General features: G+C 65.0%; 24 protein-coding genes and 1 riboswitch. Of the genes, 11 read left to right on the forward strand and 13 right to left on the reverse strand.

The features are described from left to right. Positions 1 to 477: 477 nt before the first annotated feature. Both BTO20_RS25225 and BTO20_RS25230 read left to right on the forward strand, forming a co-directional pair. A complete protein-coding gene (locus tag BTO20_RS25225; protein ID WP_157680320.1) occupies positions 478 to 1,143 on the forward strand; it encodes a hypothetical protein in 666 nt (221 codons plus the stop codon). Positions 1,144 to 1,375: 232 nt separating this feature from the next. Continuing rightward, positions 1,376 to 1,549: riboswitch (M-box (ykoK) riboswitch) on the forward strand. A 257-nt stretch (positions 1,550 to 1,806) separates the two neighbouring features. Further along, positions 1,807 to 1,992, forward strand: coding sequence for a hypothetical protein (locus BTO20_RS25230; RefSeq protein ID WP_087078776.1), 186 nt, complete (start codon positions 1,807 to 1,809; stop codon positions 1,990 to 1,992). 75 nt (positions 1,993 to 2,067) lie between these two features. Here BTO20_RS25230 and BTO20_RS25235 read toward each other — a convergent pair whose 3' ends face one another. After that, entirely contained in the window at positions 2,068 to 3,702 is a 1,635-nt protein-coding gene (locus BTO20_RS25235; protein ID WP_232490844.1) for an NRAMP family divalent metal transporter, read from the reverse strand. Then, the gene (locus BTO20_RS25240) at positions 3,702 to 5,027 is read right to left on the reverse strand and encodes a magnesium transporter MgtE N-terminal domain-containing protein (RefSeq protein WP_198344059.1); all 1,326 of its coding nucleotides are present in this window, start codon (positions 5,025 to 5,027) and stop codon (positions 3,702 to 3,704) included. The genes BTO20_RS25235 and BTO20_RS25240 overlap by 1 nt, the downstream gene beginning before the upstream one ends. A 304-nt stretch (positions 5,028 to 5,331) precedes the next feature. On the opposite strand from BTO20_RS25240, the gene BTO20_RS25245 reads away from it, so the two are divergent. Further along, positions 5,332 to 5,757 carry a DoxX family protein gene (locus tag BTO20_RS25245; protein ID WP_087078777.1) on the forward strand — a complete coding sequence of 142 codons (426 nt, stop codon included), beginning with the start codon at positions 5,332 to 5,334 and terminating at the stop codon, positions 5,755 to 5,757. A gap of 23 nt (positions 5,758 to 5,780) precedes the next feature. After that, entirely contained in the window at positions 5,781 to 6,650 is an 870-nt protein-coding gene (locus tag BTO20_RS25250; RefSeq protein ID WP_087078778.1) for a sigma-70 family RNA polymerase sigma factor, read from the forward strand. A 15-nt stretch (positions 6,651 to 6,665) separates the two neighbouring features. Here BTO20_RS25250 and BTO20_RS25255 read toward each other — a convergent pair whose 3' ends face one another. The 3 genes from BTO20_RS25255 to BTO20_RS25265 form a co-directional block, all read right to left on the reverse strand. Then, the gene (locus BTO20_RS25255; RefSeq protein ID WP_087078779.1) at positions 6,666 to 7,232 is read right to left on the reverse strand and encodes a Dps family protein; all 567 of its coding nucleotides are present in this window, start codon (positions 7,230 to 7,232) and stop codon (positions 6,666 to 6,668) included. A gap of 134 nt (positions 7,233 to 7,366) precedes the next feature. Further along, positions 7,367 to 7,927 carry a hemerythrin domain-containing protein gene (locus tag BTO20_RS25260; protein ID WP_198344060.1) on the reverse strand — a complete coding sequence of 187 codons (561 nt, stop codon included), beginning with the start codon at positions 7,925 to 7,927 and terminating at the stop codon, positions 7,367 to 7,369. Between the two features lie 124 nt (positions 7,928 to 8,051). Then, complete coding sequence (locus BTO20_RS25265; RefSeq protein WP_232490845.1) at positions 8,052 to 8,375, reverse strand: hypothetical protein; 324 nt, start codon at positions 8,373 to 8,375, stop codon at positions 8,052 to 8,054. Positions 8,376 to 8,487: 112 nt separating this feature from the next. Here BTO20_RS25265 and BTO20_RS25270 point away from each other — a divergent pair, with 112 nt between their 5' ends. Beyond that, positions 8,488 to 9,024, forward strand: coding sequence for a putative immunity protein (locus BTO20_RS25270; RefSeq protein WP_087078781.1), 537 nt, complete (start codon positions 8,488 to 8,490; stop codon positions 9,022 to 9,024). A 31-nt stretch (positions 9,025 to 9,055) separates the two neighbouring features. Here the strand turns inward: BTO20_RS25270 and BTO20_RS25275 are convergent, their stop codons facing one another. Next, the gene (locus tag BTO20_RS25275) at positions 9,056 to 9,457 is read right to left on the reverse strand and encodes a DUF302 domain-containing protein (protein WP_087078782.1); all 402 of its coding nucleotides are present in this window, start codon (positions 9,455 to 9,457) and stop codon (positions 9,056 to 9,058) included. A gap of 246 nt (positions 9,458 to 9,703) precedes the next feature. Here BTO20_RS25275 and BTO20_RS25280 point away from each other — a divergent pair, with 246 nt between their 5' ends. From BTO20_RS25280 to BTO20_RS25290, 3 genes are all read left to right on the forward strand, one after another. Next, a complete protein-coding gene (locus BTO20_RS25280) occupies positions 9,704 to 10,537 on the forward strand; it encodes an SDR family NAD(P)-dependent oxidoreductase (RefSeq protein WP_087078783.1) in 834 nt (277 codons plus the stop codon). Between the two features lie 54 nt (positions 10,538 to 10,591). After that, entirely contained in the window at positions 10,592 to 11,548 is a 957-nt protein-coding gene (gene pip, locus BTO20_RS25285) for a prolyl aminopeptidase (protein ID WP_087078784.1), read from the forward strand. Between the two features lie 119 nt (positions 11,549 to 11,667). Then, positions 11,668 to 11,865, forward strand: a complete 198-nt coding sequence (locus BTO20_RS25290) for a hypothetical protein (RefSeq protein WP_087078785.1) — start codon at positions 11,668 to 11,670, stop codon at positions 11,863 to 11,865. On the opposite strand, the gene BTO20_RS25295 is transcribed toward BTO20_RS25290, so the two are convergent. Both BTO20_RS25295 and BTO20_RS25300 read right to left on the reverse strand, forming a co-directional pair. Continuing rightward, complete coding sequence (locus tag BTO20_RS25295; RefSeq protein WP_198344568.1) at positions 11,844 to 13,103, reverse strand: FAD-dependent oxidoreductase; 1,260 nt, start codon at positions 13,101 to 13,103, stop codon at positions 11,844 to 11,846. The genes BTO20_RS25290 and BTO20_RS25295 overlap by 22 nt on opposite strands. A 2-nt stretch (positions 13,104 to 13,105) precedes the next feature. After that, entirely contained in the window at positions 13,106 to 14,596 is a 1,491-nt protein-coding gene (locus BTO20_RS25300) for an APC family permease (RefSeq protein ID WP_087078787.1), read from the reverse strand. Positions 14,597 to 14,902: 306 nt separating this feature from the next. On the opposite strand from BTO20_RS25300, the gene BTO20_RS25305 reads away from it, so the two are divergent. After that, a complete protein-coding gene (locus BTO20_RS25305; RefSeq protein ID WP_087078788.1) occupies positions 14,903 to 16,297 on the forward strand; it encodes an SGNH/GDSL hydrolase family protein in 1,395 nt (464 codons plus the stop codon). Between the two features lies 1 nt (position 16,298). Here BTO20_RS25305 and BTO20_RS25310 read toward each other — a convergent pair whose 3' ends face one another. Further along, the gene (locus BTO20_RS25310; RefSeq protein WP_087078789.1) at positions 16,299 to 16,556 is read right to left on the reverse strand and encodes a hypothetical protein; all 258 of its coding nucleotides are present in this window, start codon (positions 16,554 to 16,556) and stop codon (positions 16,299 to 16,301) included. A 256-nt stretch (positions 16,557 to 16,812) separates the two neighbouring features. Here BTO20_RS25310 and BTO20_RS25315 point away from each other — a divergent pair, with 256 nt between their 5' ends. Then, entirely contained in the window at positions 16,813 to 17,043 is a 231-nt protein-coding gene (locus tag BTO20_RS25315; protein ID WP_087078790.1) for a deoxyribodipyrimidine photolyase, read from the forward strand. Between the two features lie 42 nt (positions 17,044 to 17,085). Here the strand turns inward: BTO20_RS25315 and BTO20_RS25320 are convergent, their stop codons facing one another. The 4 genes from BTO20_RS25320 to BTO20_RS25335 all read right to left on the reverse strand — a co-directional run bounded on the left by BTO20_RS25320 (position 17,086) and on the right by BTO20_RS25335 (position 21,791). Next, positions 17,086 to 17,367 (reverse strand): hypothetical protein, encoded by a 282-nt coding sequence (locus tag BTO20_RS25320; RefSeq protein ID WP_087078791.1) that lies wholly within the window; start codon positions 17,365 to 17,367, stop codon positions 17,086 to 17,088. Positions 17,368 to 17,649: 282 nt separating this feature from the next. Further along, complete coding sequence (locus BTO20_RS25325) at positions 17,650 to 19,254, reverse strand: APC family permease (protein WP_087078792.1); 1,605 nt, start codon at positions 19,252 to 19,254, stop codon at positions 17,650 to 17,652. A 440-nt stretch (positions 19,255 to 19,694) separates the two neighbouring features. Then, a complete protein-coding gene (locus BTO20_RS25330; RefSeq protein WP_232490846.1) occupies positions 19,695 to 20,639 on the reverse strand; it encodes a PDR/VanB family oxidoreductase in 945 nt (314 codons plus the stop codon). Between the two features lie 39 nt (positions 20,640 to 20,678). After that, a complete protein-coding gene (locus BTO20_RS25335; RefSeq protein WP_198344061.1) occupies positions 20,679 to 21,791 on the reverse strand; it encodes an aromatic ring-hydroxylating oxygenase subunit alpha in 1,113 nt (370 codons plus the stop codon). Positions 21,792 to 22,021: 230 nt separating this feature from the next. On the opposite strand from BTO20_RS25335, the gene BTO20_RS25340 reads away from it, so the two are divergent. Continuing rightward, positions 22,022 to 22,555 (forward strand): Lrp/AsnC family transcriptional regulator, encoded by a 534-nt coding sequence (locus BTO20_RS25340; RefSeq protein WP_157680321.1) that lies wholly within the window; start codon positions 22,022 to 22,024, stop codon positions 22,553 to 22,555. Positions 22,556 to 22,928 lie beyond the last annotated feature (373 nt).

Here is a 22,928-nt window from a genome sequence, read left to right on the forward strand (position 1 = left end):
CACGGGTCCGATCGCGCACTTCGGCCGGCACCCCGTTCGCATGCGGCCACGCGACGAGAGCGAGGAATATCTTTCAGACTTCCGATAACCCTTGCAGATGAGCATATTTCGATGGACACATGACTAATAGTGTTGACAGTTCTCATATTCCGTCTACCCCCACCGCATTCGGCAGGGGACATTCAGCGGTAAACAGAAAGCCGCGCCATTATCAGGTCATCCTGATATTTACCTGTGTATCAATAGCTTTCGTGCGACAATGCGTTCGGTGCGATCGATTCTCATGCGTCCCAACAGCTCAACACGTGTCAACCAGGGATGTCAGTGCAGGCCAGCGACGATTGCGAGGGAATTTTTCGCGGCGGTGTAACGGTGACGGCGTAACGACCGATATCAATTCCGTCGATGGTGGACACCCGTGATGGTGTCGAGACCGCGACAACACCCGAATAATCCATGATTGGAGTGGTTATCCGCATGAGCAAGACTAGGCGTAACGGAGTTGCATTTGGCCTCGGCATGGGCGCTACCGCGCTGCTCGCCGCCGGACTGATTCCGCTTGCGACCGCCGGCGCTGCCTGGGCCGATAACGGTGTGTCGGGTGGCGCCGACGGCGGCGTGAGCACCCCGGTCGGCGGCGGCAATGTCGAAGGCGGGTCGAGCGTCGAATTGCCCAACCCGTTCCACCCGTTCGCTCCCGCGGGAGTTTCCGGTGATACCAACGCCGGCGGTGGCGTCAACACCCCGATCGGCGGCGGCAACGTCGAAGGCGGAACCGGTGTCAACCTGCCCAACCCGCTCAACCCGTTCGCCCCCGCAGGCGTCTCCACCAACACCGGCGGCGGCGTGAACACCCCGATCGGCGGCGGCAACGTCGAAGGCGGAACCGGTGTCAACCTGCCCAACCCGCTCAACCCGTTCGCCCCCGCAGGCGTCTCCGGTGACACCAACGCCGGCGGCGGCGTCAACACCCCGATCGGCGGCGGCAACGTCGAAGGCGGAACCGGTGTCAACCTGCCCAACCCGCTCAACCCGTTCGCCCCCGCAGGCGTCTCCACCAACACCGGAGTCGAAGGTGGCGTGAACACCCCCGTCGGCGATGCCGGTGTCGACGGTGGCGTCAACGCGGGCATCGGCCGCTAAGCGCACACGCTGAGCCAAAAGGCCAGGGACCCTGCGGGGTTTCTGGCCTTTTGGGCGTCGAGAGGCCTTGCGTGGTTGGGCGGTGAGCGGTATTCGCAGCCGCCAGAACGGCAGCAGAACGTGAGAGGTGTTGGTCGCCAGCACTATTCACAGTCATGACCGAAATCGCAGCGTGCGCGAAACGAGCGGCGGCAAGTTGACGCGAGTGTTCGTGAGGTGTACACCTGTAACGCAAGCACCTCGTTGGGCGAGGCGTCTGCATGGACACAGGCCACTGACCCCGAACGTCGAGAGACGCCCCCGGTCAGGACAGCTCCTCCCGGCTTAAGGGTTGAGCCCAAGTGGCTTTCGGATTCCGATCCGAATACGCCGTGCAGTGCCGAAGCTGTGACGAGAGGGGTGCATCCGGCCGCTCCGCGGTCCGATCCACTCCTATGTGCCCAACACCGGCGCCCACGCGCGCCACGGCCCTGAGGAGGTGAGGACGATTAGTAGTGGGGAAAGTCCCTATCCCAGTCCTATTCCGTTCCATCCGGCCAGGGCACGAGTCATTCACAGCTGATCCACGGCGCAAGACAATCCGCTCGATCGGATAGATCTCCTCTGTGCCAAGGTGATTGATGCTCGCGTACCGCTGGATGCTGCCCATGAGGAGAAGGCCCGATGTCCTTCGTAGCAATCCACAACACGTTTCGCCTCAACCGCCGGCCGCGTTCCGGCACAGGCGCGATCGGCCGGCTGTGGGCCCGCCGAAACCTCACTGCAGAGGAACGCGCCAACCTGCATGCGCTGACCACCACTCCCCTCGCGGTCATCACGGCCTCGTTGGGCGGCCACCCGACCGTATGAGCCGACTATTCGGCAGCGGTGCAACGGTTTTCCCGCTGCACCGCTGCCGCAGCACGTGTTCCCGGCCGTCACACGTCAGTGCGTGAGCTGAACCGCCTTGACGATCAACAGGACTGCTCCGATCACCAGGTAGCTGCGCAGTGCGATCATGCCCAACCGCGTCCCCGGCGACCACTTCACCGGCTCCAGCAAGGTCAACGGCGGCATGCGCCAGGTGCTCTTGTCGGCACCGGCCAGCTTGCCGATGAGCGCCTCCCGCTCCAATGGCCGCCCATGGCGCCGTGACATCCACCGCAACACCACGGTGGCACTCACTCCGAACACAACCAATGCCAGCCCCAGGTACTCCGCGACCGAGACCACGTCGACATTCGGGAACAGCGTGGTGGCCATCAAGATGCCCGACAGCAACAACAATGTCCCGACGATCACCGCCGCAACACCGTTGAGCCACGGACGGTTTACCCACGGCCCCAACACTTCCCGGTCGTTGCACAGGAGCAGCAGGAACACGCTGGCGCTCGGTAGCAGCAGCCCCGCCAGTGCCTGCACGGCGGTGGTGATCAGGCCGAGCGGCGCACCCGGGATCAGCACAATGATCGCCGCCAGTGCCACCATCGCGGTATAGGACAGGTAGAACGGCTTGGCGTCGGAGAAGCCGCGGTGCAGGGAATGCTTGAGCCCGAACACATCACCAAAGGCGTAGCTCGCCGACAGCGTCACCGCCGCGGCGCCGACGATCGAAGCGTCGAGCAGCACGATCGCGAACAGGCCGCCGAGAATCGAACTGCTCTGGCCGAGAAGGTGAGCGATGTCGCCCGCGTCGAGGAAACTGCCGATCGCGCCGGCGGATCGCCCGGCCCAGTCACCGGTCATCACAAGCGCCGCGGCGCCGAGGACGACGACGACCGCGCCCAAGGCCGTGTCGACCCGCTCGTAGGAGATGAACCTCGGCGTGATCCGCTTGTCGACGATGTTGGACTGCTGGAAGAACAGTTGCCACGGCGCGACGGTGGTGCCGACGATGGCGATGATCAGCAACACCGCGTCGGAACTTATCCCGCCGGAGATATGGGGAACCACAAAGGATTTCGCCGCCCGTCCCCACTGCGGGTCCGACATGAGCAGCATCGGGATCTGCAACAGGGTGATCGCGATGAAGACGAACATCATCCGCTCCCAACGCCGGAAGCTGCCGGTCGCCATGATCGCGATGAGCGCGACGGCCGACGTCGGCACGACGATGTATTTGGACAGCCCGATGTAGTCGGCGGCCAGGCTGATCCCGATGAATTCGGTGACCAGCGTGAGAAAGTTCAGCAGGAACAGATCGCCGACCGAGAACCAGCCCCATCCGCGGCCGAAGCGTTCGTTGATCAGGCGCGCGTGCCCGACTCCGGTGACCGCGCCGAGCCGCACGACCATCTCCTGGTTGACGATGAGCACAGGAATGAGCAGCAACAGGACCCACAGCAGGCTGTAGCCGTAGTTCTGACCGGCTTGCGCGTAGGTGGCCACACCGCCGGCGTCGTTGTCGCCGACCATGACGATGAGGCCCGGGCCGACGATGGCCAGCAGGGTGAGCAGTCGGGTGCGCAGGGTGCGGGGCCGGTCGGGATCGTTGACGTTGATGCGCCCGAATGCGCCCTCGATATCGCCGAGGTGCGCCGAGTCGAGCACCGCGGTGTGCGGCGTGTTGTTGGTCGTCACTAGTCGTGGGCTCCGGTGACCGTCGGGCTCTGGTCGCCGGCATCGCGCACCGGACGCGCAGCCGGTTCTCGGCGCCGCCAATCCTCGGGAATGGTCGCTTCGAGCACATCGTCGACCGTGACGACGCCCAGCACGCGGTCGTTGTCGTCGACAACGGGAACCAGATAGAGGTTGTAATCGGCCATCAGCAGCGCGACATCGGTGAGGTCCGCGTCGGCGTTGACCCGGACGGGATCGGCGTCCATCACCTCGGTGACCGCCGTCGCCGGCGCGACCTGCAGCAGCGCGATCACCGAAACAACTCCTGCCAGGTGCTGATCCTGTTCCAGCACATGGACTTTCAGCAGCGCCTCGGGCTGGATGGTCGTGGCGGCACCGATCGAGGCGAGCGCCTCGGCTGCGGTGGTGGTACGCGCGCACGAGACGTAGTCGACGTTCATCAACCCGCCCGCGCTGTCGGGGCTGAAGCCCATCAACGTCAGCACTTTGGTGCGATGCGGAGCAGGCATGAGGTCCAGCACGTGCCGCCGGCGTGACTGCTTGAGATCCGCGATGGTGTCGGCGGCATCGTCGGCGCGCATGCGACCCAGCAGCGTGGCGACGTCGGCGTCGGACATGTCCCCCAGCAGGCGGCTGGCCTTGTCCGGATCCAACTCCTCGAAGACGTCGGCTTCCAGCTCCGGATCACTGCGCACCCGCTCGAGGATCTCCCCGCTCTCGGCCCGATCGGCGTCCTCGATGAGGTCGGCAATCTGAGCCGGCTTGAGGTTTCCGACCCGGCCGGAGATCCGACGTACGGCGACCGAGCGATGATGGCCGATCAAGGGCTCGAACGCTTTCCAGTCCCGGGCCGCATGCCCGCCCGACCCCTTGATGAGACCGAAGAACCGCGCAGGGCGACGGGTGTCGACCCGGGTCAGCACCCACCCCTCGCCGGAGCTCTCCAGTTCGACGTCGTAGGCACGGACCAGGTCGGCGGCTGCCACATCGATCAGCCGGTGATCGAGCACGTCCGCCTGCAGCAGCACCTCGCCGTCACGGCGTTCGAAACCGCGAAGGTTGATCTTGTTCTTGGCGAGTACAACTCGCCCCGGCGCCAACTCCTCGACTGCGTCTGTTCCGACGAATACCGCGCGACTGCCGACTCCGACGACCAGGCCGGTCACCATGGGATACGTGTCGGCCCCGCGCAGGCGGACGATGACGTCCTCGACCTTGCCGACCGCCTCACCGGACCGGCTCACCAGCGGCGCCCGCAACAGCTGGGAGAGGTGTATTACCGGCTGGCCGGCGCCCGACACCTCTACCGCGTCCAGCTCACTCATCGGTGCTCCTCGAAGCTAGTCAGGACTGGAGAATCCACTCGGGCACTGCCGGAACCCGCGTGCTCCCAACGTCATTGGCCGCCCGCGGTGAGTCGTGTCGCCGATGCCCGAATGGATGCGGTGCCGCGGGCAGACCCGCGACAACCGTGCGTTTATTCAAATGGTTCTACAAGTGTATTACCGAACGTACGGTAGCAGACCGCCCCGGTCGGTGCATCTCAGCGAGCGGCTGTCACACATGCCGGTCCTGAGGTGTCGAACAAGTAGAAGCACATTCACCGATCACACCGAACAGGGCATCGACATGACTGCACTCACCACACTGCGCCGCACGTCCACACGTGCGGTCGCCTACTGGATCACGACCGGCCTGCTCGCCGCCGAACTGATCGTCGGCGGCATCTGGGACATCCTGCGCATCCCACTGGCCCGCGACGTTGTCGTCGACCTCGGATATCCGACGTACCTGATGGTGATCCTGGGAACCTGGAAACTGCTGGGCGGGGCCGCGGTCCTGGTGCCGGGCTATCCCGTACTCAAGGAGTGGGCATACGCCGGGGCCTTCTTCGTGTTCTCCGGCGCGATGGTCTCGCACTTGACCACGGGCAAGGACCTGCAGGAGCTTGGAGTCCTGGCCGTCGCGCTCGCACTCGTCGTCGCGTCGTGGGCGTTGCGTCCACCATCCCGCCGCGTCAGCGGCTCCACCGGCCGGTCGGTGTCCGGCCCATGACAGCGGCAAAGGAGTCCCACGCCATGCCCGACAACTGGGCAGAGCCGTTCGAACGGGCTCGACCGCAGTTACGCGCGGTGGCCTACCGCATGCTGGGTTCGCTCGCCGACGCAGAAGACGCCGTGCAGGAGGCCTGGTTGCGGTTGCAAGGCACCGACACCGCTGCCGTGCACAACATCGACGCTTGGCTGACCACCGTGGTGGCTCGGATCTGTTTGAACACCCTGCGGGCACGCCACGTCCGGCAACAGCGAGAATCCCTGTCGACACTGCCCGACCCGGTGATCGACGCGGCTGACGATGTCGACCCCGAACATCAGGCACTGCTGGCCGATTCCGTCGGATTGGCGCTGTTCATCGTCCTCGACACGCTCGCGCCCGCCGAGCGTCTCGCCTTCGTGCTGCACGACGTGTTCGCGGTGCCATTCGACGACATCGCGCCGATTGTCGACCGGTCGGTGCAAGCCACCCGCAAACTGGCCAGCCGGGCACGCCAACGCATCCAGGCAGCTGACGCGTCGCCGGATGGCGACCTAGCTGCCCAGCGCACAGTCGTCGACGCATTCTTCGCCGCCGCCCGCGACGGCGACTTCGCCCAGTTGCTGGCCGTGCTGCATCCCGATGTGGTGCTACACGGCGACTTCGGGCCCGGCGACCGCCGATCGGAGCACGGAGCCGAGGCCGTGGCACGTCTTGCCGGGTTGTATGCCCGTGGTGGCGGTGCGGTACACCCGGCCACTGTCAATGGCGCGGCCGGTGCCGTCATCACCGCCGCGGACCGGGTGGCCGCGGTCATGGGCTTTGTCGTCGTCGGCGGCAGGATCACCGAAATCGACGTGCTGGCCGAGCCGCGACGACTGTCGCGCCTCGACGTCAGCGCGGTGATCGACTGATATCGGGTTCGGCGCTCAAATCGACCAACCACGTGGTGGCTGACCATGTTTGGCGCGTTCGGCGGCCCGTCCCGGCTCGGCCCCGTGATCGATAAGCTGGCCGTCAGCGGTTTCGAGATGAGCCCGGATGAACCACTGGAATTTCTCCAACTCGGCCGCGTGCCCGATCAGGACGTCCTGCGACACGACGTCGAGTTCGCCGAGCTCGTCGATCGCACGGCGGATGTCGACGATGACACCGGTGTACACCAGGTCCAGCGCCGCCAGGTGCGCCTGCGCTGTGTCCCGCCCGATCGAGTAGTCATCCCACGTGCGGTCCTTCAAGATCGCGCCCGGTGTCCCCTGCGGCGCGGCCCCGAGTGCAGCGATGCGTTCGGCGACTTCATCGGCAAACGCCCGGACCAGCTCGACCTGCGGATCGATCATCTGGTGTACGCCAATGAAATTGGGCCCTACCACATTCCAATGCACGTGCTTGAGGGTGAGATGCAGGTCGTTGTAGGTGCTCAGTTGGGTCTGCAGGAGATCCCGGATCCGCCGGCTCGGCGATTCGGTCACTCCCGGAATGCTGAATTCGGTCATCACCTTTCTCCTCGATCGTTGCCGTGCCCATCCGGATACCCGGCCACCGAAGGTCTCGGCGGTGTCTGCGCCGTGCTGCGGTACCGCCGGCGCGGCAAGGTATCTGAGGACTGACCGCGCCGGCGGGACGCCGGTCAGGCCTTCCCGCTGATGGCGTCGCGAGCGCGGTCGAGCATGGATGCGAACGGTCCCACCATCACATTGGCGATCTGAGATTCGACACCGGCGTGTGGCCTCGTAGGCGCGATGGCTTCGGCCAACTCCGCGGCACGGCCCATTCGTTCGAGCTCGGCTCCGGACAGTTCGGTGCTGAGTTTGGCGAATTCGTCCTTTTCCTCGCGCTGCGCGTGGTCGATGACCGCTTGACGGAGTTTCGTCAGCTTTGTGACGAACTCCGCGCTGTCAACGTCGAGTTCCTCCAGCTCCGCGAGGATTTTCTTGGCTTCGTGTTCTTCCTCCAGCCGCGCCTCGACGACCGTGTCGCCATGCGGCACCTTGTGTTTGGCCCGAGGATGCACGATTTCCTCTTCCGCGGTCTCGTGCACCGCGAGCAGGCGCCGGAGATCACGGAAAGTCGATTCACGTTCCTTGCCAGAGCCGGCCAAAGCGGCCTCGAACAGCGATTTGATCTTTTCGTGCTGACCGATCAACAGGTCGATCACGTCGGCTTGGGACTTGATAGCTACATCAGCCACGGATTCCTCCTCCAGTGATTTCGGTCGGTCGCGCCGGGGCTGTCGGCGCGCCCGCTGTTCCATACCCGATCGGCAGATCCCAAAACAGGCGCTGCGAAGGCGCCGAGCGAAAGCCTGATAGGCCCTAGGCGTGCCGCTTGCCTGCGACCGATGTGCGGCCGGGGGACGCGTTGAGCAGGTAACCCCACTGCCGACGCACGATCCGCAATGCCGGATGCAGTCGGTATGCCTCGCTCGTCACCTGCGCGCCGGAGGCCAGGTCGACCAGCGCCTTGGCCAGTTCGTACGGAGACATCCGGCAGCCTTGCGCCACCTCGATCAGTTCGACGATTTCGTCTTCCCACCGCCGGCAACGCAGGCCGACCAGGATCCCCGCGGCGAGGCTGATCATCCGCATCTGCGCGTTGTAGCGCTTCTCCGAGCCCGGTCCCGCTTCGTAAGTATCCAACGCTCTCTCCCGGACGACCCCGTCGCTGACCACCACGGATACCCACTCGGCAGCGCACGCAAACCCGCTCCGGTGGTCACGTCACCGGGCGCAGGGATACTTGTACCCACTCATGACCTTGATAACGGTGGACGACCTTCGGCCCGTATCCCTGTGGGCGGCGGACTGCGCCGACCGTGCTCTTCCGTATTTCGAGAATGCGCTGCCGGGCGACTCCCGTACCCGCGACGCCATCGACGGAGCGCGGGCGTTCGGGGGCGGGCAGCAGCGAGACAAGCGAATGCGCAAGCTGGCGTTCGCCGCTCTGAAGGCCTGCGGCGAGGTCGACGACCCGAGCGCCAAGGCCGCGGCTCGCGCGGCGCAAATGGCTGTGGCCGTTGCGTATACCCACCTGGACCTGACCGCCACCGCAGCCGCCCGACAGACCATGCACCTGCTCGCTCCCGCCGTCTATGCCGCGCGCGCCCGCGAACTGGCCGGCGATAGCGCCGCGGCCGATACCGAAATCGACTGGGCGGCAGCCCATGCCACTGCCCACGTCCGTGACGTCGTCACCCGCATGCCGGCCCCACAGGCCGGACAGACTCGGCTCGGCGACCTCTACCGAGCCCTCGACGGGGCCCTTCGGCAACCAGATGTCGACCGATAACCGCTGGCGTACAAACCCTTTCACATATGCGTCAAGAATCCGTCAGGCGATCGAGCGCCGCCTGAAGTTTCACTGCGGCCTCATGGGCGACGGCTTTGAGCGCGGGCTCGCCGGTGACCTGGACGAGCAGTTGAGGGTTCATCGCCTCGACATGAACGAGGCCGTCGCTGTCCGGGTCTCTGCGCACAACGACGTTGCAGGGCAGCAGCAATCCGATCTGGCGGTCGACAGAAACAGCCTGATGCGCCAGGGCCGGGTTGCAGGCTCCCAGGATCAGGTAGTCCTCCATGTCCTCATCCAGCTTGGCCTTCAACGTCGCCTTCATATCGATTTCGGTGAGGACACCGAATCCCTCACCAGCCAGGGATTCTCGAGTCCGCTCGACCGCATCCGCGAAGGAGGAATGCAGGGTTGTCGACAGTGCAATGGTCATCGTGATCTCCTCCCGATACTCGGGTCCGCACCATTGGCGCTGTGCCCATCATGCCGCCCGGTCGCGGTCTCCGGCCAGGCATCGATACAGGTGTCCAGCGTCGGCGCAGCCCGACCGATGCCTGCCAGGGCTGCCTGGACCGAGGGATCACTTGAGTGGCGCCGGGCGCGGGCACAGTTTCCCCTGAAGTGACCTAGCGGTAATATCAGCGGATGTACGGCATCCGCCGCGAGTTAGGAGGACACGTTGTCCATTCGCCGCGCCATCGAGGAATTGGTCCAGCGCCGCACCCTGTTACCCGACCGGGTCGAGGCCGCCCTCTCAGGGCCGGGCCGCGACGTCCGTGATCTGACCGTGGTGGTCACGGGAGCATCCGCGGGCATCGGCCGGGAGGCGACGACGCAACTGCGAGCGCGCGGCGCCCGCGTCGTCGGCGTGGCACGGCGCGCCGATGAGCTGCGTTCCCTCGCCGCGGAGACCGGCTGCGAGTGGCGCACGTGCGACCTTGCCGATGAAACCGCGATCGCACGGCTGCTCGACGATCTCGCCGACGACCACGTCGATGTACTGGTCAACAACGCCGGCCGGTCCATCCGGCGCCGGATCGTCGACGCCTCCGACCGGCTTCACGACTACCAGCGGACGATGACACTGAACTACCTTGCCCCGGTACAGCTCACGCTGGGACTGCTACCCGGAATGATCGAACGGGGTAGCGGCCAGATCGTCAACGTCTGCACCTGGGCCCTGCATGCCAACACGTTTCCGCGCTTCTCGGCGTACGCGGCTTCGAAGAGTGCGTTGGCGATCTTCGGCCGCAGCCTCAACGCCGAGCGGCCACATCCCAACGTCCGCGCGACGAATGTGTACTTTCCCCTGGTCCGTACCGAAATGATCGCTCCGACAGCCGAATACACCGGTGCGGGCGCGCTCTCGGCGCAGGAGGGCGGCCGGTGGATCGTCCGCGCGGTGACCCACCAGCCCGTCGAAGTCAACGCGGCGGTGCTGCGCGCCCTGCTCCCGGCCATCGATCTGCTGTCCCCATCGGCGGCGGATCGCACCATCGCGTCCATCACGTAGTCTTCGCGCGCGCCGGGCGGACCATTTTGCCGAAGTCCGTTACGGTGGCCAGTCGTGGCTGGGGCTGAACAGGATCCGGATCGTTGGGGGCTGCTCGACGTCGGCGACGACAATCGCGTGTATTGGGAGACCCGAGGACTCCGCACTGGAAAGCCCGTGCTGATCGTGCACGGCGGACCGGGCAGTGGACGGTCCCGCACTGCCCACAAGATGTTCGACCCGACGGTGTTTCGGACCATCACATTCGATCAGCGCGGATGTGGAGACAGCGTGCCCAGCGCCGCGGACCCGGCCACCGACATGGCTCACAACACCACCGAACACCTCCTCGCCGACATGGAGGCGCTGCGACGCCATCTGGGGCTGGCCCGCTGGTTGCTCTACGGCGGGTCATGGGCTTCGACGCTGATCCTGGCGTACGCCGAACGCCATCCGGAGCGGGTGAGCGGAATCATCCTCATCGGCGTGACGATGACGCGGCCTCGCGAAATCGACTGGCTTTACCACGGATTGCGCCTTCTTCTGCCCGTGGAGTGGGAACGCTTCCGCGCCGGCGTACCCGCTCCCGAACGCGACGACGACCTCGTCGAGGCCTATCGCCATCTCATGGAGCACCCCGACCACGTGGTCCGCGAGCAAGCCGCGCACGACTGGTGCGCCTGGGAGGACGCCGTGATCGCCCACGAGACGCACGGCAACCCAGGCCAGTACAGCGCCAAGGCGGATGCGGCGAAGCTGGCGTTCGTGCGGATCTGCGCCCACTACTTCGCCCACAACGCCTGGTTGGAGGACGACCAACTGCTGCGAAATGCGGATCGGCTCAGCGGGATTCCCGGTGTCCTCATCCACGGGCGCCTCGATCTGTCCGGGCCGCTGCTCACGGCGTGGGAACTCGCCCAGGCGTGGCCCGATGCCGAGCTCAAGATCATCGAGGACTCCGGTCACACCGGCAGTCCCGCCATGCGTACGGCGATCGAGGAAGCGGTATCCCGATTCGCTGCGCTCCCCTGATCACCAGCGGCTCGCTGCACCCCGGTCTTTCGTTCACGCAACGTCATTCACGCCTACCCACCCCTTGTAGCGTGCCCTCTGCCGGGCCTACGGTTGATTCGACGGAAGGTGGTGACGCTATGGAAATCAACATGTGGTGGTTGGATCTGCCCCTGGACAGCAAGGAATGGCTGCGCGAGAACCTGCGTGCTCAAAAACTACCGTCGCAGGTGGCTCAACACATTGCCGAGGCCGGAGGGCCTCCGGACAAGGCCGGCGACGGTCTGACCGCGGAGGATTGGGACTTCATCGAGACTCAGTCGGAGTTCGTGGACTGACGCAGGGGCCTCTGCAGCGAGGTGCCGGCGACCACGAGCTCAACGCGGCGGGCGGCTTCGTAGTCACCCGCCAGTTCCGCCGTCACGCTGCGGACCTGCTCGTACCCCGTGAGCGCCAGAAACGTCGGCGCACGTCCGTACGACTTCATCCCGACGACATAGACGCCGGGTTCGTCCGGATGTGACAGTTCCACAACCCCATGCGGTGGGACGCTGGAACAGGTATGCACATTGGGGTCGATCTGAGCCGCGAGTTTCAGCGGTGCCTGCAACACGGGATCAAGCGTCAACCGCAGTTCCGAGAGGAACGACAGGTCCGGGCGAAAACCGGTGAGCCCCACGATCACGTCGGCGGCAGGCAGCGCACGCCCATCCTCGGCGACGAGAACGACCTGGCCACCGTCCACATCGATACGTTCGGTGCGGAACCCGGTGATCACGGTGATCAATCCGTCGTCTGCCGCGGCATGGACCCGCGTGCACAACGCGCCCCGTTCCGGTAGCGCGGTGTCGGCAGGACCGCCGAACGCGTCGCCCACCCCGCCGCGACGAAGCGCCCAGGTCACACGTGTCGTCGGCTCCTGGCGCACCGTCTCGGCCAGCCCGATGATCGCCGTCATCGCCGAGTGACCGCTACCCACCACCACCACGTGGCCGCCCGCCCACGACGCGGCCTGTTCGGGCGACGGTGGCACATAGGTCACCAAACCCGCTGCAGCCGCGGCGCGTTCGCCGACGGCCGAGATACCGTCGGAGCCGATGGGATTGGGCTGGCCCCAGGTCCCGGATGCGTCGATCACGGCACGGGCGCACAACCGCGTTTCGGCTCCGTCCTTCCCCACGAGGTGAACGACGAACGGCGCGTCGTGGCGGCCCGGGGTGAGGACGCGATCATGCCCCTGCCGGGACACGCCCGTGACACGCAGGCGGTACCGCACCCGCTCGCCGAGGATATTCGCCAGCGGGACCAGGTAGTTGTCGATCCATCCGCGGCCAGTCGGGTACCCGAACGTCGGCGCGGTCCAGCCTGTCGGAGCCAACAGTTCGGCCGCGGCGTCGTCGATCAGCTCGGGCCACGGCGAGAACGTGTGCACGTGTCCCCACTCCGCGATGGCCGCACCCGGGCCGTCGCCCGCCTCGACCACAACGGGTTCCAGACCCCGCCGCACCAAGTGTGCCGCGGCGGCCAGACCCTGCGGTCCGGCACCGATCACCACGACCGGCAGCTCTGTGTCGATGCTCATGTGGTCACCGCGTGATCGATGTCGAAGAGGTCATCTCCGGGTTGGTGTGCGAGCACTTCAGGTTTGGCCCGCCAGAGGAAGGCGAGGTACGCCCCGCCGATGGCGACCAGGCCCACGATGACCCACACCGGCGCCAGCGAGTCAGAGGGCGCAATGACCATGAACATCACCAGGACAGACCAGACGAACGCGCCGACCGCGACGGGCATCTCGAAGCGTCCGAGGTCGAACGCGCCTTCTCGGCGGCCAAGCCGCTTGCGTACCGCCAGGTACAGCAGGATGGTCATGCTGTAGAGGAGCGTCTCGTTCAGAGTCCCGGCCTGGATGAGTTTCAGCAGCGCAGACCCGGGCAGGACCACCATCAGCAGGACACCCAGGGCGAAGTACAGAATCGTCGCCGGGATGGGCGTCTGCGTACGGGAATTGACCCGTCGCATCAGCCGGTGACCGGGGAATCGCCCGTCTCGTGCCATCGCGAACACGATCCGGGCACACGTCACGATGACGACCAGACCGCCGCCGAAGAACGCGAAGATGATGCCGACCAGCAGCACCCGCTCCACCACCGGACCCAGCCGGTCGTGGATGATCAATGCGACCGAGGACTCGCTGGCGCTGACGCGAGGGATGTCCTTGATCGAGATGGTCAGCACGATCAGAAACAGCATGCCCAGCAATCCGGATGCGACCACCGATCCCACGATCGCCCGGGGCACGCTCCGGAACGGCGCCTTGGCTTCCTCGGCCATATTCGCGCCGACCTCGAAGCCCTGCAGGGTGGTCATGCCCATCAGCATGGCCAGCATCAAGCCGCCACCGATGCCGAAGTAGTTCGCGGTGTGTTCGGCGACGCCGAGTGAAGTGAGGTTACCGGGCGTAGCTGTCCCGGTGACGATGATGACAACCACAAGTGCGATGCCCAGCGCGATGACGATGACGAACTCCAGTCCCACTGCGGCCGTGTTGATCATGCTCATGATCCGGGTCGAGGCGATCGCGATCACGACCTGGACGGCGAGTGCCGCAAGGGTGATCAACCGTGCCGTGTTCTCATTCGGCGGAATGCCGAAAAGCGGCATGAACGCGGTGTTGGCGAGCGCCGAATCGATCGCGGCGACGGTGATTCCACCGCCGCAGACCGACAGCCACCCGTACACCCAGCCGATCTTCGGGCTGGCCAGCCGAGAGCCCCACTGGTACGACGAGCCGGTCAGCGGGATGCGGGCCGCGAACTGGGCATACACCAGTGCGATCAGCAGCTGCCCGGCCAAAGCGATGGGCCACAACCAGATTCCCACCGGGCCTGCACTACGCAGCACGTCGTCGTAGGTACTGAAGATCCCGATCGCCACCGACATGGAGGCGAACGAGATCGCGAACACCTGAAATCCACCCAAACTTCGCTTGAGCTCCGGCTGATAGCCGCAGTCCTCGCAGAACGAGTCGGCGGTCTGCGCAGCCACCCCTACTTTCGTCACCTCAGCCATGACGGCTCCCGTCTGTGAAACGGTGGGACGGCTTGATCGGCCCGGGTTGACACAGGGTCACTCCGCGGAACAGTCAGACCACTCGCCACCGGATGGTATGTCTTGATGCTTTGCGGCAAATCCGTTTCGCACTTAAATTGACTAAACTGCTAATTTGCTGTGAAATCCGGCGGCACCCAGATCCTTGCAATCGCGAGTATCTGGGACTCCCCGGTCGCCCACGCGGTTGCCTTCGCCTTTTCGATACCGATCTCGCTATGGCAGCCGGCAAATTACGATGCGCGTCAACCGGCGAGAGGCTCTGGCATGGATCACACACCGTACCGACGCACCACCACCGCAGGCTCGCACTGCGCGGCTACTACTTGTTCTCTTGTACACCAAGCCCTTTCGATCACCGCGGTCGGCTTGGCGGCGCTGGTCGGCAGTCCCGGCGTTGCGGCTGCGGCACCCCTGCCGCGGTGCACCGATCAGGGCTGGGTCGGCGTGTGGGCGGCGGCGCCGTCGGACGCCTCGCGTGGCACCGACACCTCCGATTCGTTCGACACCGACCAGTTCGACCAGTCGATGAATCCCAAGTCCGCGGTGCGCAATGAGACCACGCGGGCCATCCTGACGCCGACGTACGGTGGATCCACGGCTCGGGTGCGGCTGTCGAACCGATTCGGCGCGGTGCCGGTGACGTTCGCTCACGCCACCATCGCGCATCGCGCCTCCGAGGCAGCCCTGGTGCCGGACACCGTGCAGGCGCTGACCTTCAACGGCGGTCAGGACGTAACCGTTGCACCCGGGCACGATGTGGTCAGCGACCCCGTCGGATTCTCCTTTCAAGCGTTCGAACCGCTGGCGGTCAGCGTCTACGTGGCCGGCGATGTCGGCAAGCCCACCGAGCACTACACGGCGCGCCAGACCTCGTATCTGACACCGGAAGACGCCGGTGACCACACCACCGACGTCGACGGCGGCGCGTTCACTCAGCGCACCACCACGAGGCCGTTCGTGACGGGTGTCGACGTCCTCGCGCCGCGCTCCACCGGTGCCGTAGTGGCGCTGGGCGACTCGATCACCGACGGCTTCCAGCAACCGGCGGACGTGAACACCGAAGCACAGGACAGCCTCGACGTCGACGGACGGTGGCCCGATGTCCTGGCCCGTCGACTCCTCGCTGCGCACCGGCCGCTGGCGGTGCTCAACATGGGCATCGCCGGGAACGCGGTGTTGCAGGACGGAAGTACCGAAGGCAGCGATGTTTTCGGCCCCGCCGCGATCCGCCGCCTCGACGCCGACGTGCTGAGCCAGGATGGCGTCACGACGGTGATCCTGCTCGAAGGAATCAACGACCTGAGCATCTCGCCCGTCGCGACAGTCGACGAGTTGATCGGCGGGTACCGCCAGCTCATCGAGCGGATGCACGCACACGGCCTGCGGGTGCTGCTCGGCACGATCACGCCGGCGGGCGGCGCCGAGGGCGTCCCCGCCGATGCCGAGGCCAAACGTCAGGCCGTCAACACCTGGATCCGCGACAAGAGCCCCGCGGACGCCGTCGTCGACTTCGACGCGGTCGTCCGCGACCCGGCCGACCCGACTCGCATCGCGCCGCAATACGACGGCGGAGACCATCTGCATTTCAACCTCGCGGGCTACCAAGCCATGGGTGACGCCATCCCGCTGGATCAGTTGCGCAACCCAGCGTGTTCATGAATCAGCCGCCCTGGTGGGGCATCTCGGGGTAAAAGGTGCGCGGCACTGCCGTCCCGCCACCGCCGCTCTCCTCGTTACCCAGGGCACCGTTGGCATGGCTTGACGAACCAGACGTCGTGCCCAGCTTGTTGATGTGGGTTGTCGAGGTCCCCGAGTGTTGGGCGGGTGCCGCTGCGGCGGTGCCGGCGTCGAGGCCGAAGGCGGCAATCCCCACGGCTCCCGCGATGCCGGCCGCCGCGGCGAGTTTCTTGATGTTCACTGCTGAACCCCTTTCGGTCGTGCCGGTTCCCCGGCGTCCCGACAAAGCTATGGGCGCGGGCAACAGCTCGGCATCGGACGAAAGATGCGTCTCGTCAAGGCGCGTATGGGGCGAATGATGTAGGGCCCCAGATCCCTTGCACCCCAGCGCATCGACGGCATCAGCACACAAAACGGGGCGTTTCAGGACGTGGTCGGCCGGGTATCAGGGTGGTTAGCGACGCACCCGCGTATCGCACCGACCCTGGGAGGCCGCGATGATCCACGACCTGATACTGGCTGCTCAAACCCAGCCCGAGGCCGCAGGTTTCATCCTGCGCGGGATCAAAGGCATCTTCGTCGCGATCGGCAGCATCATCGCGGCGATTATCTGCGCGATCATCGCGGGGTTCAAAGGGCGTAGCGCCATCGGATGGGGAATCCTGGGCCTGTTCTTTTCGATCATCACCCTGATCGTGGTCATCGTGATTCCCTCGAAGAAAGACTGACCGCGCCGCCAGGACTCGACCACATCGTCACGCCCCCTGAGCTCAGGGCAGACCCGCCTCCTCGGACGGCAGTGCCGCCGGGCCGGTGATCTTCGGTTGCGCTTTCATCGGGGCCGCGGTGACCGGTGCCGCCACCCCGGTTGTCGTGGTCGCCCCGAGTGTCATGGGCCCGGAGTTCACCGTTGGCGGTGGTGGAGGCGAATGCAGCGCCAGCGGCGTGCCCTGCCCACCGATGCCCGCGCCGAGCCAGCAGAGAGCCAAGACCGCGCCGCTGCCTGCGACCGCCGATACGGTTCGGACGTTGATCTTCCTGTCGTCACCCATGTGTTCAGCCCCTCGGTTTCCGTCGAAGTTGGACCCTGCCGTTCGGCCGTCATCCCGAATGCACCCCCTTCCCAGGCTGACCTATTCACAACACTTGTGCAAGTGTTTGAATATTGAGAGAGGCCGTACGGCTTCCTGAATGCAGTCGCTCGGACGGATGTCGGCCGGTGCCAGGGCCCGCCCAGTTTGAAAGATGCTGAGAGACTGACCGTCCCAAACGCTCGACCGGTGGCGGAGCCCGCCGAGCGTTTGGGTGCCGGGATGTCGAACGCCGGTGCGAGGTCAGATGCCTTCAGGTCCGGGGGTGGCCATGGCATCCGGTTCGGCCTGCTCGACGGACTCCGACGCGTGTGAGCGCAGCGTGCCGATGCTGCGACGGCCGACGGTGTAGTACCAGATCAAGCCGACACCGGCGATGATGCCGATGTAGATGAAGGCACCCCAGGTGTTGTACCAGCCTTCGCCGTAGACCTCAGGGCGCGGCCATGCGACGTTGAGTCCCATGCCGATACCCCATACGACCGCAAGGATGTTGACCACGAATCCCCACCTACCCATGGTGAAGTAACCCTCGGCCTTCAAATCGGCAGGAGGCCAGTTGCCCCGGAACCGCTGCACCAGCATCGGGCCCGTCACCAGCAGGTAGGAGATGTAGATCATCACGACGGCGATCGATGTCACGATCGTGAAGATGGTCGGCTGGTTGACGTTCATCACCAGGATGGCGATGGCCAGCGCGCCGATGGTCACTGCCGGAACGATGGGGGTCTGGTATTTGGGGTGCACCGAGGCCAGCTTCTCGCCGAACGGTAGCGCGTTGTCACGGGCCATCGCGAACGCAATCCGGATCGCCGCGGTGTGCACCGACAGAGCGCAGACGCTGATGGCGACGGTCAGCGTCACCATGAAAACCTTGCCCCACGAGCCATTGAGCACGCTCTCGATGACGTACTGCAGGCCGCCCGCCTTGTTGGCAAGCTCCGGGTCGGTCAGGTCGGGCGTGGCCAGAACAGCCAATGTCAGAATGCCGCCACCGAGGACACACGACGACAGCACGGCACGAAAGATCGCGGTGGGCGCAGTCTTTCGCGGTTCTCTCGTCTCCTCCCCCAATGACGAGGCGGTATCGAACCCGTACATGATGTATGCCGAAGCGATCGACGCGATCAGGAACAGGGTCAGGAACCCTCCGGGTACTCCCGCGCCGTATCCGTTGGTGTGAAACAACAATGCTGGTGTGCGCTTGATGTTGCAGGCCAGCACGATGATGATGACGACCGCGGCGCAGAGTTCGACGAAGACGCCGACGCTGTTGATCAGTGTCATCAGCCGCACACCGAGAGCGTTGATCACCGTGGTGAGCACGATCAGGATGGCTCCCAGCAGAACGGCGTTCGAGGGCGACACCTCCAGTAGGTTATGGCTGCCGATGATGCGGAACCCGCTCCAGATCCGGGGCATGGTGGCATCGATGGCGAGCACCACCGCGGCGAGGGTGACGATCGAGGCCGTGAGGATCATCCATCCAGCCGACCAGCCAACCACCTTCGTGCCGAGCGCTTTTGACCAGTTGTAGACTGATCCTGCGATCGGATACTTCGCGGCCAACTCCATGAAACACAGCGCGATCATGAGCTGGCCCACGAACACCAGGGGGATGGACCACAGGTAGGCCGGGCCGGCGGTACCGTACCCGAAGTAGAACATCTGGAACGTACCGGTGAGGATGGAGATGTAGCTGACGCCGGCGGCGAAGCTGGCGAATTTCCCGATACTTCGGTCCAACGTCTGCTTGTACCCGAAGTGCTCCAGTCCGGTGTCGCCAGGAGCGTCTGCCGTTTCAGGAGCGGCTTTCTTATCCGGGGAAGTTTGTTGGTCAAGGGTCATACGAGATCCTTCGTTCAGGCCTGCTGCACGTCGCAGCTGCAAAGTTGGCCATCTGGCTATTTCGGCAGATACTTTCTGCCGTGGGCACGCTTCTGCCGTATGCAGATAACTGCTTGGGGCATTGGCAATTCGGAGCACAATGCCGGCAGACGACTCATCAGATATCCCGGCGCCCAGTGGCTGAGTGGGCTGTGAGTCAGCGGTGGGATTCGCACCGGTCGGACCGGCCCGAGGTTGTTGTTCAGACACGCGGCCCCCGGACCGCAGGTCAAGTGTCTGGTGTGAGGTGTCAGATGTCAGGCATCATCGTGAGGTTCGTCCTCTCGGTGGGCGGTGATCGTGTAGAGCTCCGACCCGATGACGATCGTTTCCATGGCCGGTGATACCGGGATTCCCGCGCGTAGATCCCCAGAACCTGTTGCGCCACTTGGGTTATGTGCTCACAGATCGAGGACAAGCCGGGACGAGCGACTGCGGCCGACACATATCATCATGGTGTTCCCGGCACGGCGCTCCTCGTCACTGAGGATGCTGTCGCGATGATCGGGGGTTCCCTGCAAGACCTTGGTTTCGCAGGTTCCGCAGACACCTTCCTGACAGGAGCTGGGTACCCCGATACCGTTGTCTTCCAACACTTCCACGATCGACCGGTCGGCAGGGACCTCGAGGGTGACCCCGGTCTGGGCGAGCTGGACCTCGAACGTGGCGTTCTGGACCGAGGCCGGCAACGGTGCGGCGGTGAACCGTTCCACGTGCAGCTCAAGCCCTGCCGCAGTCGCTTCCTCCTCCAGCGACGAGAGCAACGGCCCCGGTCCGCACGCGTAGACCAGTGCCCGCCGCGGCGCGGCCGCCAAGGCCGCCCCCAGGTCGATCCGCCCGCATTCGTCCGCAGGTGCGACCGTGACGCGTTCACCGTAGGGCTCCAGCCTTTCCAGGAAGGCCATCGACGCGCGCCGTCGCCCGCCGTAAAACAGGTGCCAGTCGGACCCGGCCGCCTCGGCAGTTTCGATCATCGGCAGCAACGGAGTGATCCCGATGCCACCGGCGATGAAGACGTACTCGTCGGCCGGGACCAGAGGAAACAGGTTGCGCACGCCAGTCACGGTGAGCTCGCGTCCTACCTCCACGCCATCGTGGAGGTAGGACGAGCCGCCCCGGCTGCGCTCTTCGCGCAGCACGCCGATGGTCCACTCCTGCCCGTCAGCGCGGGACCCGCACAGTGAGTAGTGCCGCCGCAGGCCACCCGGCAGAGTTACTTCCAGGTGCGCACCGGGCTCCCACTCTGGCAGGTCTGCCCCGTCAGATCTGGCCAGCCGTAGGACCCGGACGCCTTGGGCACCGTCATTGATCGCGACCACCCGCAGCTGCATCGGCATCCGTTCCATGTTCGTTCTTCCGTTTCTGACAGTCAGGCAGCCGACCGATCAGCCCGCGGCGACCGCGATGGCCTTGCGGACCAGGTTCTGGAACGCCACGACCTGGCCTTCGTCGGGTACCAGCCGGCCCACGGGAACAGCGTTGCCGACGACTCCGCGGTGCGCGGATTCGATGAGGCCGATGTCTTCGCGCCCGACCTCATCGATGAAGTCGGTGAGCTTGGCGATCTCGTCTTCGGTGATCACCGGATCGAAGAAGTAGTCGAAGTAGGCGACCGTCTCGCCGGGTGAGATCGGGGCGAACGAGTAGACCAACAGGTTTCCCTCGCCCGGGAACGTCCAGGTGGCAAAGTTCGGCCACAACACATCGTTCTGCTGAACCTCGATGGGGCCCACCATGTTGTAGGGCGCCTTGTCCGGCTCTTGGAGCCAGATGTCGCGAGGAAAGGTACGAGCCGTCATCCACCCTTCGGTGCTCACATCGAAGGGGTAGGTCTCCGAGCGCGACGCTTCGAAGGCTTTGTTGTAGCTGGGGTGGGCAGGAGCGCAGTGATAGCACTCCAGGAAGTTCTCGGCCACAATCTTCCAGTTGCCCATGATCGTCATCTCGGTGCGTTTGCGATGCACCAACTTCGTCACATCGAGGTTGATGCTGGTGAACATCTGTTGCAGCGGGGCAAGCCAGTCCTGCAACGGCGCGGCGTTCTGATCGAGATTGACGAATACCAGCTGGCCCCACTGCGCGACAGGAAGCTTGACGAGCGGCAGCTCTGACTTGTCGAAGTTCTCGAACTTGTCTTCCCGCGGAGCGTTGCAGAGGTTGCCCTCCATGTCGTAGCTCCACGCGTGGTACGGGCAGGCCAGCCGGCGGGCGTTTCCGCTGCCCTGCGCGACCTCGTGGAACCGGTGCCGGCAAACGTTCACCAGCGCGTTGAGCCCAGCCTGTGAGCGGGTCACCACCACAGGGACGTCGCCGATCTGGACGGTGACGTAGTCACCGGGCTTGCTGAGGTTTTCCGTCGTGCCGACGTACTGCCAGGTCTTGGCGAAGATCTCCTTGCGTTCGATGTCCAAGATCGCGGGATCGGTGTACCAGGTCACGGGATAGCTCGGAACGAGCTCCCCGCGCTTGGCCTCATCGGCCACGTTCAGCAGTGTCATGCCGTCCTCCATGAGGTTGGTTGCGTGATCAAAGAGCGACCCATGTCGGCCGTGTCACACACATTCGCCGGGTGTTGGGTGCGTCACAAGATAACCACGTAATCTCGCATTGCGCAATAAATCTGCGTGATTTCGCTGATTCGCGTACCACTTCCGCGTTTTATCCTCGCAAACCACGCCTAAGTACCGTGCTCTGAGCTGACCGAACACCTCGGGCGCCGCCTCTGGGTGTGGGAAAATTGCTCGTGTCCTCGTCGCATGACCCCGCCCCGCCCCCCGCCGATCCATCAGGGAATCCGAACGGGAACGGGTTCACCCTCGACGACGTCGACCGCAAGATCCTGCTCGAACTGCAGAACGACGGCCGCCGCGCATTTCGCGACATCGCGCGCCAACTCGACATCTCAGAGGCGACGGTTCGCTGGCGGGTCAAACGACTGCGGGACGCCCGGGTGCTGCAAATCCTCGGCTATGTCGATCCGCGCGCACTCGGCTACGGCAGCATGATGGTGTTGCTCATCAAGGTGACGCCGACGGCCCACGCCCGCGCGGTCGAGGAACTGACGTCATGGCGGGAAACCACCTGGGTATCCACGACGGTGGGCCGCACCAACATCTACGTTCAGATGCTCTGCAAAGACTCCGAGAGTCTCTACCACGTGCTCTCGGCCAGCTTGGGCGAGATCGACGGCATCATCGACATCGAAATGCTCCAAGAGGTCAAGGTCCACAAAGCCGAGTACCTCTACACCGTGCTCGACTGACGCACGGCGTCGCAGGCACGCAGGGCAGTTCGGCACGACGCTCCGCGACGAGCCGGCCCAGCGGCTCGAACAGAGCCTGCGACCTCAGCGCTCGCGGCGGCGGGTAGCGCTACCGGCCTGGCGCGCGGGGCCGCTCGAAGACCGGGCCGGATGGCGAAAGCCCCGGCCATCAGGTGATTTGGTCGATCACAGACGCCTCGACCGCGCCGGGAAGCCGTCGCTCGGCGGGCCGCCGCACGGGCTCGGCCAAAAAAATCCTTCTTGAACGGTTGACATGAACAACCGTCCATGTCATTGTTTTTCCACTGGCGAGCGCCCGTGATTGGCATCACACCAGGCAAGCTAGGACAGAATTCAGTTGGCCCTCTAGGAA

The organism is Mycobacterium dioxanotrophicus (genome assembly GCF_002157835.1).
Lineage (GTDB): Bacteria > Actinomycetota > Actinomycetes > Mycobacteriales > Mycobacteriaceae > Mycobacterium > Mycobacterium dioxanotrophicus.